13 protein-coding genes are annotated in these 14,433 nt (G+C 31.3%); 9 read left to right on the forward strand and 4 right to left on the reverse strand.

The window, feature by feature from the left end; genetic code table 11:
• Positions 1-206: 206 nt before the first annotated feature.
• A complete protein-coding gene (gene fbp, locus HW119_RS05810) occupies positions 207-1,214 on the forward strand; it encodes a class 1 fructose-bisphosphatase (RefSeq protein WP_177762057.1) in 1,008 nt (335 codons plus the stop codon).
• Between the two features lie 24 nt (positions 1,215-1,238).
• On the opposite strand, the gene HW119_RS05815 is transcribed toward fbp, so the two are convergent.
• The gene (locus tag HW119_RS05815) at positions 1,239-1,691 is read right to left on the reverse strand and encodes a TerB family tellurite resistance protein (RefSeq protein WP_177762059.1); all 453 of its coding nucleotides are present in this window, start codon (positions 1,689-1,691) and stop codon (positions 1,239-1,241) included.
• A gap of 318 nt (positions 1,692-2,009) precedes the next feature.
• Between HW119_RS05815 and HW119_RS05820 the strand changes: the two genes are divergently transcribed.
• A complete protein-coding gene (locus HW119_RS05820; protein WP_177762061.1) occupies positions 2,010-2,447 on the forward strand; it encodes a deoxycytidylate deaminase in 438 nt (145 codons plus the stop codon).
• Positions 2,448-2,452: 5 nt separating this feature from the next.
• The gene (locus HW119_RS05825) at positions 2,453-4,024 is read left to right on the forward strand and encodes a S41 family peptidase (RefSeq protein WP_177762063.1); all 1,572 of its coding nucleotides are present in this window, start codon (positions 2,453-2,455) and stop codon (positions 4,022-4,024) included.
• A gap of 109 nt (positions 4,025-4,133) precedes the next feature.
• Here the strand turns inward: HW119_RS05825 and HW119_RS05830 are convergent, their stop codons facing one another.
• The 3 genes from HW119_RS05830 to HW119_RS05840 all read right to left on the reverse strand — a co-directional run bounded on the left by HW119_RS05830 (position 4,134) and on the right by HW119_RS05840 (position 5,784).
• On the reverse strand, positions 4,134-4,433 hold the full coding sequence (locus HW119_RS05830) for a hypothetical protein (RefSeq protein WP_177762065.1): 300 nt from the start codon (positions 4,431-4,433) through the stop codon (positions 4,134-4,136).
• Between the two features lie 65 nt (positions 4,434-4,498).
• Entirely contained in the window at positions 4,499-5,131 is a 633-nt protein-coding gene (locus tag HW119_RS05835) for a nitroreductase family protein (RefSeq protein ID WP_177762066.1), read from the reverse strand.
• Between the two features lie 89 nt (positions 5,132-5,220).
• A complete protein-coding gene (locus HW119_RS05840; protein WP_177762068.1) occupies positions 5,221-5,784 on the reverse strand; it encodes a 5-formyltetrahydrofolate cyclo-ligase in 564 nt (187 codons plus the stop codon).
• Positions 5,785-5,890: 106 nt separating this feature from the next.
• On the opposite strand from HW119_RS05840, the gene uvrC reads away from it, so the two are divergent.
• The 6 genes from uvrC to HW119_RS05870 all read left to right on the forward strand — a co-directional run bounded on the left by uvrC (position 5,891) and on the right by HW119_RS05870 (position 14,430).
• Positions 5,891-7,681 (forward strand): excinuclease ABC subunit UvrC, encoded by a 1,791-nt coding sequence (uvrC, locus tag HW119_RS05845; protein WP_177762070.1) that lies wholly within the window; start codon positions 5,891-5,893, stop codon positions 7,679-7,681.
• A gap of 3 nt (positions 7,682-7,684) precedes the next feature.
• Positions 7,685-9,913, forward strand: coding sequence for a patatin-like phospholipase family protein (locus tag HW119_RS05850; RefSeq protein ID WP_177762072.1), 2,229 nt, complete (start codon positions 7,685-7,687; stop codon positions 9,911-9,913).
• 197 nt (positions 9,914-10,110) lie between these two features.
• Complete coding sequence (locus HW119_RS05855; RefSeq protein WP_177762075.1) at positions 10,111-11,268, forward strand: homogentisate 1,2-dioxygenase; 1,158 nt, start codon at positions 10,111-10,113, stop codon at positions 11,266-11,268.
• A 26-nt stretch (positions 11,269-11,294) separates the two neighbouring features.
• Positions 11,295-12,455, forward strand: coding sequence for a 4-hydroxyphenylpyruvate dioxygenase (gene hppD, locus HW119_RS05860; protein WP_177762077.1), 1,161 nt, complete (start codon positions 11,295-11,297; stop codon positions 12,453-12,455).
• Positions 12,456-12,724: 269 nt separating this feature from the next.
• Positions 12,725-13,495 (forward strand): DUF3108 domain-containing protein, encoded by a 771-nt coding sequence (locus HW119_RS05865; RefSeq protein ID WP_177762079.1) that lies wholly within the window; start codon positions 12,725-12,727, stop codon positions 13,493-13,495.
• A complete protein-coding gene (locus HW119_RS05870; RefSeq protein WP_177762081.1) occupies positions 13,495-14,430 on the forward strand; it encodes a tryptophan 2,3-dioxygenase family protein in 936 nt (311 codons plus the stop codon). Before HW119_RS05865 ends, HW119_RS05870 begins: the two co-directional genes overlap by 1 nt.
• Positions 14,431-14,433 lie beyond the last annotated feature (3 nt).

A 14,433-nucleotide genomic window follows, 5' to 3' on the forward strand; every position in this document is an offset into this window, starting at 1 on the left:
TAATTATTTTCAGTTTGTTTTTGAATTTTGTGAACCTCAGATGAGTCATGTCTGATTTTTATTTCAGTCCAAAATTACAAAAAAAGAAAATCAACAAATTCGAAATCTTTGTTAATTAAAAAGAATTAAACATTTTAATTTTAATTGAGGTTAAAATTTTATTTTTAGCGATATTTGCCTTCAAAAAACACAACTAAAATACTATAATGGAACAAAGACACATTACATTAGGTGAATTTATTATCAAACGTCAAGATGACTTTAGTTATTCGTCTGGAGAATTATCTCGATTAATAAATTCAATTCGTTTGGCGGCAAAAATTGTTAGTCAAAAAGTAAATCAAGCCGGTTTGATTGATATTACGGGATCTTTTGGAAAAGAAAATATCCAAGGAGAAGTTCAGCAAAAGTTGGATGTTTACGCCAATGATGTGTTTATTGAAACGTTAGTAAATAGAGATATTTTATGTGGAATTGGTTCTGAAGAGAACGATGATTTTATTTCGATTTCTGGAAATGATAAATCCAATAAGAACAAATATGTAGTTTTGATGGATCCTCTTGATGGTTCTTCAAATATTGATGTGAACGTTTCTGTTGGAACTATTTTTTCTATTTTTAGACGCGTAACACCAATTGGTACTTCAGTTACTTCGGAAGATTTTTTACAAAAAGGCATTCATCAAGTGGCTGCAGGTTATGTAATTTATGGGTCTTCGACCATGTTGGTTTATACAACCGGAAATGGGGTAAATGGATTTACTTTAGATCCAGCTTTGGGAACATTCTTTTTGTCTCATCCAAATATGCAAATTTCTGAAGATGGTACTATTTATTCTGTAAACGAAGGAAATTATAATCAGTTTTGTGATGGAGTAAAAAATTATATTGAATTTTGTAAAGATGATGTTTCTAAAAAGCAATATAGTTCTCGTTATATTGGAAGTTTAGTTGCAGATGTTCATAGAAATATGCTAAAAGGCGGAATTTATATGTATCCTGGAATTAAGAAAAATCCAAATGGAAAATTACGTTTACTTTATGAATGTAATCCGTTTGCGTTTATTATTGAACAAGCAGGAGGTAAAGCTTCTGATGGATTAAATAGAATTATGGAAATTGAACCTACAGATTTACATCAACGTGTTCCATTTTTCTGTGGAAGTAAAAATATGGTTGAAAAAGCCGAAGAATTTATTAAGGCTAATATGTAATAAATCAAATGGAAAGAGCAAGTTTTACACTTGCTCTTTTTTGTTTTCTTCTTTTGTAAATAGTTCAATTTCTTTCATAAATCTTTCGCTATCAACTTCAAGAACTAAAAGCGATAAAGCTTTGTCTGTAAGTTTATTGATGTCGCTTGAAAAACCTAAAGCTGAAGTGAATTTTCTTAGAATATCTTTCTGTTTTGGTCCAAGCATGTGGTTTACAAAAACCATACGAGCAAGATCATATAATCTTTCGATTCGTTGTGTTTGTAAATATGGCGGATTCACAGGGTAATTGTTCGGATTCGCAAGAATCTTTTTGTAATCTTCATCAGAAATATCTAATTTATCTTTTAATTCATTTATAAAATGCATTTCTTCTTCGCTGAAATCGCCATCAGCTAAAGCTACACGTACAATCGCAGCAAAATGACCTTTGTTTCGTTCTGTAAAACCTGAGTCGTAAATATCGTAGTATGACATATTAGCTTTTTTTTAATAGTTAATTTTTAATTCACATAATATTACTGTAAAAATACTGAATTTTTATCTATTTCGATGATTTTTTTTAATGCTAATAGAAAAACATATTTTGATAATTTAAAGGTTGTATAATTGGATTTTTAACTCATTGCAAATCAGTAAAATAATACTTTTTTCACAAATGTTTATAATTAGTTTTTTTTTTCGAAAAATATATTTTTATAACTCAAAGTAATTGTTACTTTTGTTGCTTGAAATAACGAGTTTTTAAATAGCCGTTTAACAATGCTATTTACTTGTGTTTCGGTGATTTGACTTATGAAACAAGTAGGTTTTTCTAAGAAAGAAAAATACGATAAAGCTTATTTAAGAATTGCCAGAGAATGGGGGCAATTGTCTTATTGCCAACGAAAAAAAGTTGGTGCAATTATCGTTAAGGATAAAATGATTATATCTGATGGTTATAATGGAACTCCGTCAGGTTTTGAAAATTGTTGTGAAGACGACAACGGTTTAACAAAATGGTATGTTTTACATGCCGAAGCAAATGCAATTTTAAAAGTTGCTAAATCTACGCAAAGTTGTATTAATGCAACTTTGTACATTACCATGTCTCCTTGTAGAGAATGTAGTAAATTAATTCATCAATCGGGAATTACTCGAGTGGTTTATATGTCTGATTATAAAGATAAAGAAGGAATTGTTTTTCTAGAAAAGGCAGGAGTTGAAATTGTACATATTTCTGATTTAGATTAATCAATATGAAACTTAGGAAATTTTTATGGCCCTTACTTTTAGTTATTTCATTAGCTATTGGTATTTTCATTGGAGGTTATTTTCCTTTTTTAAATCAACCTTTAGGAAATTCTTTTCAAGATAAAGGTAGAGATAAACTGAATAAACTTATTGAATTGATAGAAAAAGAATATGTTGATAATGTTGATACAGATTCTATAATTGATTTGACTGTTAATAATATTCTAGCACAACTTGATCCTCATTCTGTTTATATTGCAAAAAGCGAAATGGATGAAGTTCAAGAATCAATGAAAGGCTCATTTGTTGGTATTGGGATTAATTCTTATAATTATAAAGATACTTTGACGATTATTAAACCTGTTTTTGGAGGTCCTTCTTATAAGGCTGGTTTAAAAAACGGAGATCGAATTTTATATGCAAATGATTTAAAGCTTTATGGTAATGACATTAAAAATGATTCATTAATCAGTATTTTAAAAGGTGATGCTGGATCAAAAGTCACACTTAAAGTTTTCAGAAAAAAAGAAAATAGAATTTTTTCTGTGGATGTAATCAGAGGTGAAATTCCACTTAAGAGCGTCGATGTTGGTTTGATGTTAAAAGATAAAACTGGATTTATCAAAATCAATCGTTTTTCTGAAACAACTTATGCAGAATTTAAAACGGCTTTAGATGAATTGATAAAAAATGGTGCAAAAGAAATGATAATTGATTTGCGTGAAAACGGTGGTGGATATATGGACCAAGCAGTTCAAATCGCTGATGAATTTCTTTCTAATGGGGATATTATTGTTAAGACAATTAATAAACAAGGAAAAGAGCGAATCACAAAAGCTACCGACAAAGGAAGTTTTGAGAATGGAAAGCTTACTGTTTTAATTAATGAGAATTCTGCTTCTGCGAGTGAGATAATTGCAGGCGCAATTCAGGATAATGATCGCGGTACAATTGTAGGGCGTCGATCATACGGAAAAGGTTTGGTTCAAAGGGAAATGTATTTGGGCGACGGTTCTGCCGTTCGGTTAACAACTGCAAGATATTACACACCATCTGGGCGTTCAATTCAAAAACCATATAACGACGGAATCGATGAATATTCGAATGAGTTATATAGTAGATTTGAATCTGGAGAACTTTATGAACGCGATAGTATTCATTTGGCGGATAGTTTGCAATTCAAAACAAAAGCGGGTAAAATCGTCTATGGCGGAGGTGGAATTGTTCCGGATGTTTTTATTCCTTTAAAAAATAAAAGTGGTGAAGATGCAATTCAACTTTTGATGCGAACCAGTTTGGTTAGTAATTTTGTTTTTGTACAAATAGATGAAGATCGTAATGCTTTCGAATCTCTTTCAACTCAAGATTTAATAAAAAAAATAAATACCGATCCAAAGTATTTTAATAATCTAAAAAAACATTTAACAAACGAAGGTCTTTTGTTTAATTTAGATAAACATAAGAAAAGTATTATGTTTTATTTGACGTCAGAATATCTTAATCAACTTAAATCAGATCAAGATTATTACGATTGGATATTAAAAGAAGACCCGATGTTGAAAGTTTTAAAGAAATAAAAAAAAGCGTTGTGAATAAATTCATGACGCTTTTTTCATAAAACTAACTAAACTAATATTTTCTTTTTCATAGAAATCAAAATACAGTTTACAAACACTGTGCCAATAATTATTTCTTATTGATTTTTCTCGAATCGTTTGTTCGGCTTTCAGTTGACGTTTCTCTAGTTCTGTTGGAATTATCTTGGTTTCTTGACGAATTTTCTCTTGTTGAATTTGAGCTCGAATTTCTGCCAGAATCTTTTCGATTGGATTCGTTTCTGTTTGGAGTATTGTTTGTTGTTGAATTCTGATTTTGTTGACGACCAACTTCTCTTTGTGGTGTATTATTTATACTTCCGCAACTTTGTAAAAACAGCGAAGTAAACACAAAAAAACAAAATGCTTTTAAAAGGATATTTTTTTTCATTTGTATAAATTAAAAAAGAGCTACATCAAAATGAAAATAGCTCTTTAAAATTATGAAAAAAAAAATTATTTAATTTCTGTTAAGAAAATTTCTTTTGGATGTCTTACTTTTTTCATCCCTTGTAACCAATCTCCTTCAGTTGCACGATGTCCTAAAGTTAAAACAACGGCACTTTTTAAACCTTTTTCTTCTAAACCTAAAAGTTTGTCTAAGTCAGCATTTACAAAACCTTCCATCGGAGTTGCGTCAACTTCTAAAACGGCAGCGGTTGTTAAAGCAACACCAAAAGCAATGTAAGCTTGTTTTGCTGCATGAGCTGCTTGAGCTTCTTCAGGTAAGTTTAAGTAAGTATCTTTTAACGTTTTTACATAATCTGCAGTTGCTTCACTTGGTAATCCACGTTCTGCATTCATGTGGTCGTAAATAAAATCGATACGTTCTGCTGTGTATTTCTCCCAAGATGCAAAAACCAAAACGTGTGATCCGTCAACAATTTGAGATTGACCGTATGCAATTGGTTGGATTTTTTCTCTTAATTCTTTATTGCTAATCGAAATGATTTGAAAAGGTTGTAATCCAGATGAAGTAGGTGCTAAATAAGCTGCTTCAATTATCTGGTCAACTAATTCTTGTGAAACTGGTTCGCCATTCATTTTTTTTGTTGCGTATCTCCAGTTTAATGCGTTTAATATATTCATGATAGGTATCTTTTATTTTATATTCCAAAATTAGTATAATATTCGGATGTGCTACTTAATCTAAATTAATAAATCGTTTTATTTTAAGATTAAAATTTGTAAATCGTATTTGGTGTAACACAATAATCTAAAGCAATGTCGTTTTCAAAAACATCCTGAATTTCTTCCTCAGCTTCAAAAAACGAAAGACCAATTTTTACAACCTCTTTTTTACATTTCGACAAAAACAAATCGTAAAATCCTTTTCCGTAGCCCACTCGGTTTCCTTTTTTATCATAAGCCAAAAGCGGAATAAAAACCACATCAATCATTTCGTTCGGAATCGGAATACCACCAACAGGTTCCGGAATGTTCCATTCGTTTTTCGTGATTTTTAAATTATCGGTCAATAAAACATGATTCATTTCACGAGTTTCAAAGTCCGAACGCGAAAGAATTACATTCTTGTCTTTTCCAGATAAAATCTGAAGTAAAAATTCGGTGTCAACTTCTCGATGTTCCGTAATCGATAAAAACAGATGATAATTTTCAAAATTCCAAATAGGTAATTTCAACGTTTGATTGGCAATTGCTAAACTTAAATCTTCGATTTCGTTTTGCTTTAATGTTTTGCGAAGGTCTTTATATTTTTTACGGAGTTCTTTTTTATTCATTGTCGAATTTGATGTGCACTTTAAAAAATAAATTTACGAATTAATAAAAACAAAAAGCTAATTTAGTGCTGTCAATTCTATTAGTTATTGAAATTAAAATCAAAATATGTTACCTCAACTAGAACTTCAAATTAAAACATTACCCGACCAACCTGGTGTTTATCAATATTTCGATAAAGATGATAAAATTCTTTACGTCGGAAAAGCTAAAAATTTGAAAAAACGTGTAAGTTCTTATTTCAATAAATTACATGAAAGTTCTAAAACCAATGTTTTGGTAAAGAAAATTGTTTCGATTAAACATATTGTGGTTCCGACAGAAACTGATGCGTTGTTGTTAGAAAACAATTTGATTAAAACCTTGCAACCGCGTTATAATGTTTTACTGAAGGATGATAAATCTTATCCTTGGATTTGTATCAAGCGCGAACGTTTTCCGAGAGTTTTCACTACGAGAAGAATGGTAAAAGATGGCTCGGATTATTTTGGACCTTATACTAATGTCAAAACGGTTTATACGCTTTTGGATTTAATCAAAGAATTATATCCATTGCGAACGTGTAATTTCGATTTATCGGTTTCGAATATCAAAGCCGAAAAATTTAAAGTTTGTTTAGAATATCACATCGGAAATTGTAGCGGTCCTTGCGAAGCTAACGAATCTGAAGTTGAGTATGACCAAAAAATCAAAGCAATTAAAGATATTCTGAAAGGAAATTTCAAAGAAAACTTAAAAGAATTTCGCGATTTGATGATGCAATACGCTGCTGAAATGAAGTTTGAAGAAGCTCAAAAAATCAAAAACAAGATTGATATTTTAGAAAATTATCAAGCAAAATCAACTATCGTAAATCCTAAAATTAATAATGTCGATGTTTTTTCGATTATTTCCGATGAAACTACAGCTTATGTAAATTTCCTGCAAATTTCGCACGGAGCAATCATTCGTTCGCATACTTTAGAACTTAAAAAGAAATTAGAAGAAACCGACCAAGAATTACTTGAATTAGCAATTGTTGAATTACGAGAACGTTTTCATTTACTTTCTAAAGAAATTATCGTACCTTTTGACTTGGAATTAGGTGATGCCTTGCATATTACGGTTCCGAAATTAGGAGACAAAAAACAATTGCTCGATTTGTCTGAACGCAATGCAAAATATTACCGTTTGGATCAGTTGAAGCAAATGAAAATTGTTGATCCGGATCGTCATGCAAATCGAATTATGGCGCAAATGAAAAAGGATTTACGTCTAAGTGTTGAACCGCGTCATATCGAATGTTTTGATAACTCGAATATTCAAGGAACCAATCCAGTTTCAGCTTGTGTGGTTTTTAAAGATGGTAAACCAAGTAAAAAAGATTACCGTCATTTTAATATCAAAACGGTTGACGGTCCAAACGATTTCGCTTCGATGGAAGAAGTAGTTTACCGTAGATATAAAAGAGTGATGGAAGAAAACGAACCGCTTCCGCAATTGATTGTGATTGATGGTGGAAAAGGACAATTGTCATCTGCTTTAAAAAGTTTAGATGATTTAGGATTACGAGGAAAAGTTGCTATAATTGGAATCGCAAAACGATTAGAAGAAATTTATTATCCAGGTGATTCGATTCCGTTGTATTTAGATAAAAAATCAGAATCGTTAAAAGTGATTCAACATATACGAAATGAAGCGCACCGATTTGGAATTACTTTTCATAGAGATAAACGAAGTAAAAGTGCCATACAATCTGGCTTGACCGTAATTCCAGGAATTGGAGAAAAAACAATGGAAAAATTAATGACGGAGTTCAAATCGATTAAAAGATTAAAAGAAACTCCTGAAACAGAAATTTCAAAGGTAATCGGAAAATCAAAAGCTTTGAAAGTAGCTGAATATTTTAGAACAACCTAACTTATGAAAAAGCAAATATTTTTTATTTTATTTTGTACGCTTTGCATTAATTTTATTTTTGCACAAACACCGCAAGATTCAATTTCTCAACGGCCAAAAGTTGGAGTTGTACTTAGTGGCGGTGGCGCAAAAGGATTAGCGCATATCGGTGTTTTAAAAGTCCTTGAAGAAAATAATGTAAAAATAGATTACATTGGCGGTACCAGTATGGGCGCCATTATTGGTGGGTTATATGCGTCCGGTTATACTGCAAATCAATTGGATTCCATTTTTAGAGAGGTAGATGTTGATGCCTTGATTCAGGATTATGTTCCTAGAATTTCAAAATCGTTTTACGAAAAACGAAACGATGAAATCTATGCTATTCAACTTCCGTTTGAAAACTTTAAAATAGGAATGCCTGAAGCACTTTCAAAAGGAATGTACAATTACAATTTGCTTTCGCGTTTACTTTCTCATGTAAGATATGAACGTGACTTTAATAATCTACCAATTCCGTTTGTTTGTATTGCAACCGATATCGAAACTGGGAAACAAGTTGTTTTAAATAGCGGTAATCTTGCCCAAAACATTTTGGCTTCTGGAGCTTTACCTTCGTTGTATTCGCCTGTCGAAATTAATGGCAAAACTTTAATTGACGGCGGAGTTGCCAACAATTATCCTATTGAAGAAGTTCGTGCTTTAGGTGCTGATATTATTATAGGCGTTGACGTTCAAGACGGACTTAAAACAAAAGACGACTTAAAAGGCGCTGCAGATGTTCTGATGCAAATAAACAATTTTGCAATGTACGAACATATGAACGAAAAAATCAAGGCAACTACATATTATGTAAAACCAGATATTAAAGGTTTTTCTGTAGTGTCTTTTGACCAAGGTATTGAAATTGTAAAGCGCGGTGAAAATGCAGCTAATGTTTATCGTGATGATTTTGTTGCATTAGGAAAACTGAATACTTCAAAAACAAAAAACAAATCATACACACACGATACGGACTCACTTCATATTACAAAAATCAAAATAAATAAATTGAATGATTTTACGAGCAATTATGTTTATGGTAAAATCAGAGTTAAACCGGGTTTCCAGGTTAGTTATGACAATTTTAGTTCAGGGATTGACAACTTAAATGCAACGCAAAACTTTAAAGCAATTTCGTATGAATTTGAAAGTGATGAAGAAAATTGCGATGTTCTTGTTTTGAACTTAAAAGAAAATGATGTCAGACGTTATTTGAAATTCGGTTTGCATTTTGACAATTTATTCAAAAGTGCCATTTTAATAAATGTAACACAAAAGAAATTGCTTTTTAGAAATGATGTTGCTTCGCTTGATTTTGGTTTGGGCGATAATTCGAGATATAATTTCAATTACTTTATTGATAATGGATATTTATGGAGTATCGGAATTCAATCGAAAATGACTACATTAAAAAGAAATATTGAAGACCCAATTACTTCAGAAGGTATTTTCAGAACTGCCATTCCTGTTGCTTTAAACTTAGATTATTTAGACTTTACAAATAGATTGTATTTTCAGACCTATTATTCTGAACGTTTTTTAATCGGTGTTGGACTTGAACATAGATTCAATCAAATTGATATTTCTAATTTGAATATTGACCGACCATGGTTGGATAAAAGCCATTATTTAGGTGCTTACGGAAACGTTTTATTTGACACCTATGACAATAAATATTTTCCTCGAAAGGGAGTTTTGTTTGCAGCTGAATATAAAAACTATTTTCATTCATCAGATTACAACAATAATTTCAACAACTTTTCACAGTTTAATGCCGAGATTGGAATGGTAAAAACTTTTTATAAAAAATTAAGTGTTGAAGTTAAATTTGATATGGGAATTACATTTAATAGTGAACCATCGACTTTTTTTAAATACTTTTTTGGAGGAAATGGATTTGAACCGTTTGCAAATGTCAAGCCTTTTTATGGGTATAATTTTCTAAGTGTTTTTGATGATTCATACATTAGAGGTCAATTCCGTATTGATTATGAAATATTTAAACGAAATCACATTAATTTCTCTGGAAATTACGCAAACATTGGTCGAAGCATTTTTGAAAATTCAGAATGGACTAAAAAACCTCAATTTACAGGATACGCAATTGGTTACGGTTATCAAACCATAATTGGACCTATTGAATTGAAATATAGTTGGTCACCAGAAACAAAGAAATACTTTTACAATTTAAGTGTTGGATTTTGGTTTTAGTAGTATTTTAAATAAATATAATTTTTTCTATAAAATATCAGCTTCGATTTTAATAATAATAAAATATCTCTATATTTGTTTTTATGAAACAATGGGACGGTTTATTAAATTTACTTAAGTACTTAATCAAGAGAAATCCTGAGTGAAATAGTATTGAGCAAATTGAAAAGTATTATTAACAAAGTAAATAATCGGTTATGCCACTATATCATAAACTAGGACAAATTCCACCAAAACGTCATACTATTTTCCGTAAACCAAACGGAGATTTTTACTACGAGCAATTGTTCGGAACAATAGGTTTTGACGGAATGTCTACAAACTCATACCACGAACACAGACCTACACAGGTCAAAGAAATTCGTAAACAATACAGCGTTGCACCTAAAATTGCTAAGGCTAATAATATTCAGTCGTATCGTTTAAGAGGTTTTCAAGTGCCACAAACACCAGACTATTTAGAAAGCCGTAAAGCCGTTTTAACTAACAGTGATTTATCAATTGTTTTAGCAGCGCCAACAAACAAAACGCAAGATTATTTTTACAAAAATACAGATTCAGACGAGTTAATTTTCATACATAAAGGAACAGGAACTTTAAGAACCATGTTAGGAAATTTAGATTTCAAATATGGTGATTACTTATTAGTTCCGCGCGGAATTATTTATAAAATTGATTTTGATACTGAAGACAACCGTTTGTTTATTGTTGAATCTCGTCGTCCGATTTATACTCCTAAACGATACCGTAACTGGTTTGGTCAATTATTAGAACATTCGCCATTTTGCGAACGCGACATTAGAAGACCAGAAGTTTTAGAAACGTATGATGAAAAAGGAGATTTTGTAATCAAGGTAAAAAAACAAGACGAAATTTTCGAAATGGTTTATGCAACACATCCATTCGATGTAATTGGTTATGATGGTTATAACTTTCCGTATGCCTTTTCAATTCACGATTTCGAACCTATTACAGGAAGTATTCACCAACCGCCTCCGGTACATCAAACTTTCGAATCAGATGCTTTCGTAGTTTGCTCTTTTGTACCAAGAATGTATGATTATCATCCAGATGCAATTCCTGCGCCTTACAATCACAGTAACATAGATTCTGACGAAGTTTTATATTATGTTGATGGTGATTTTATGAGCCGTAAAGATATTGCTCCAGGACACATTTCATTACATCCTGCCGGAATTCCTCACGGACCACACCCAGGAACAATGGAAAAAAGTATCGGAAAAGCACGAACTGAAGAATTAGCTGTAATGGTCGACACTTTTAAACCTTTAATGGTTACAGAAGAAGCAATGAAAATTGCAGACGAACAATATTACCAATCTTGGTTAGATTAATATAACAACAACAAACACAAAATACCATGGCACAAGAATTAAAATCTGTTGAATTCGGATTAGAAAAAATATTTGAAGGAGCTCAAGACTTCTTACCAATTTTAGGAACTGACTACGTAGAATTTTATGTAGGAAATGCAAAGCAAGCAGCTCATTTTTACAAAACTGCTTTCGGTTTTCAATCTCATGCCTATGCAGGATTAGAAACTGGGATGCGCGATAGAGCTTCTTACGTAATCAAACAAGATAAAATTCGTATTGTTTTAACTACGGCTTTGAACTCTGATTCTCCAATTGGAGAGCACGTGAAAAAACACGGAGACGGAGTAAAAGTGGTTGCAATGTGGGTTGATGACGCTCGTTATTCTTATGAAGAAACAATCAAACGTGGAGCAAAATCTTTCATGGAGCCAACAGTAACTTCAGATGAAAACGGAGAAATCGTTCAAGCTGGAATTTACGCTTACGGTGAAACTGTTTTTATGTTTACAGAACGTAAAAATTACAATGGTTTATTCATGCCAGGTTATAAAGAATGGAAATCTGACTACAACCCAACTTCAGTTGGTTTAAAATATGTTGACCACATGGTTGGAAACGTAGGTTGGAATAAAATGAACGAATGGGTAAAATGGTTTGAAGATGTAATGGGATTTGTTAATTTCTTATCATTTGATGACAAGCAAATTACAACTGAATATTCTGCATTAATGTCTAAAGTTATGGCTAACGGTAACGGAAGAATTAAATTCCCAATCAACGAGCCAGCTGAAGGTAAAAAGCGTTCTCAAATCGAAGAATATTTAGATTTCTACGAAGGAGAAGGTGTTCAACATATTGCAGTTGCGACTGATGATATTATTTCTACAGTTGCTGAAATGAAAGCTCGTGGAGTTGAGTTTTTATCTACACCACCACAAGCTTATTACGATGCGATTCCTGATCGTTTAAAAGATCACATGGATAAATTCCAAGAAGATATCAAAGAGTTACAAAAATTAGGTATCATGATTGATGCCGATGAAGAAGGTTACTTATTACAAATTTTCACTAAACCAGTAGAAGATCGTCCAACATTATTCTTCGAAATTATTCAAAGAATGGGTGCTCGTGGTTTTGGTGCTGGAAATTTCAAAGCTTTATTTGAATCAATCGAGAGAGAGCAAGAGTTAAGAGGTACTTTATAAAAAAGTATTAAAATAATCAATTAAAAGTATTAGAGTTAAATATATGTTAAATAAAGAATATTGGTTTTTATCGGATAAAAATTAATATACCTTTGCACTCGCAAAAATGAGGTCGTCATAAGCCTCGTTTCTGTAATAAATTTTTCATAATTTATAGTTTTTTGGTTGGTTAATAGCATAAAAACTTAGTCATGTAAATGGCTAGGTTTTTTTGTTTTATATTTGGAATAGAAATTGCTTTTAAAAAACTGTAAAAAAAATAAATTGTTATGAAAAATATTTTATGGATCTTTTTGTTACTTCTAACTAATTGGTTTTCATTTGCTCAAGAATCGGCTTATCAAGCAGGTGAATCTTTCAAATTTCGAATTTCGTATGGTTTAATAAATGCTGGTGAGGCAACTTTAAATCTGACTTCTACAACATATAATGGCAAAAGCGTATATCACGCAAAAGGGTTTGGATATACTACTGGAATCACAAAAAAATTATTTAAAGTTGAAGATGATTATCAAAGTTATTTTGATAAAGTAAGCGGTAAACCTTATCGATTTATCAGAAAAATTGATGAAGGCGGCTACAAAAAAAATCAAGAAGGTTTTTTTGATCAAGACAAAAAAACAGTTTTGGTAAAAGATTATAAAAACAAAAACGAAAACACATTTAGTATAACTGCTAATGCACAAGATATTGTTTCTTCATTTTATCATTTGAGAAATCATCCAAGTATAAATACTTTAAAAAAGGGTGAAACTATTCAAATAGATATGTTTTTTGATGATGAAATTTATAAATTTAAATTAAAATTCTTAGGCAAAGAAGAAATTAAGACTAAATTTGGCAAAATAAACGCACTTAAATTCAGACCTTATGTGCAATCTGGACGTGTTTTTAAAGAAGATGAAAGTTTAACTATGTGGGTTTCAGATGACGAGAATAAAATCCCACTTAAAATTCAAGCTAGTTTACTAGTTGGTTCTTTAAAAGCCGAATTGATTAATTACAGCGGTTTAAAACATAATATAGTTTTCAAAAAATAATGGAAATAACTACTAGAACTCAAGAAAAATTAGACGCATTAGATCAAAAGTTTAAAGCAATAGATCAAAAAATAGACACACATTTAGAAGGGCTTTTGTGGCAAAAACCAATTACATATTGGGATTACATTCAAACAGATGCACTTTTAAATCTTCAAATTCAACGTTCGACTTTACCTGACGAAATGGTTTTTATCATGTATCATCAAGTAAACGAATTGTTGTTTAAGATGATTCTGTGGGAAATGGAACAAATTTGTCATAATGAAAATATTACGACAACTTTCTTTACAGAACGTATGGACAGAATCACGCGTTATTTTGATATGCTTACCACATCTTTTGACATTATGGGCGATGGAATGGAAGTTCAACAATATCTAAAATTCCGAAATACTTTAACTCCAGCAAGTGGTTTTCAGAGCGCACAATATCGCTTAATTGAATTTGCTTCTACAGATTTAATTAATTTAATCGATGTACGCTATCGCGAAAACATTGATAGAAATACACCTTACGAACATGCCTTTGAACATTTGTATTGGCAAGCTGCAGGTAAAGATTATAAAACAGGTAAAAAATCGTATTTGATAAATGAATTCGAAAGAAAATACAAAAAAGAATTTATTGAGTTTATGGAAAAATATAATACCATAAATCTTTGGAGAATTTTCAAAAAATTACCTGAAGCTGATCAGCAAAATCAAGAATTAAGAGTAGCGATGAGACATTACGATAAAACTGTAAATATTACTTGGGTAATGGGACATTTTAATGCAGCTAAAAAATACATTGAAAGCGAGTCCGGTCCACAAGAAGCAACTGGTGGAAGCGACTGGAAAAAATACATGTTACCACAATACCAAAGAAGAATTTTCTTTCCCGAATTATGGACACAAGAAGAATTAGATAATTGGGGGAAAGATTGTATGTAAAAG

It is taken from the genome of Flavobacterium sp. I3-2 (assembly GCF_013389595.1).
In the GTDB taxonomy this organism is placed as follows: Bacteria; Bacteroidota; Bacteroidia; order Flavobacteriales; family Flavobacteriaceae; genus Flavobacterium.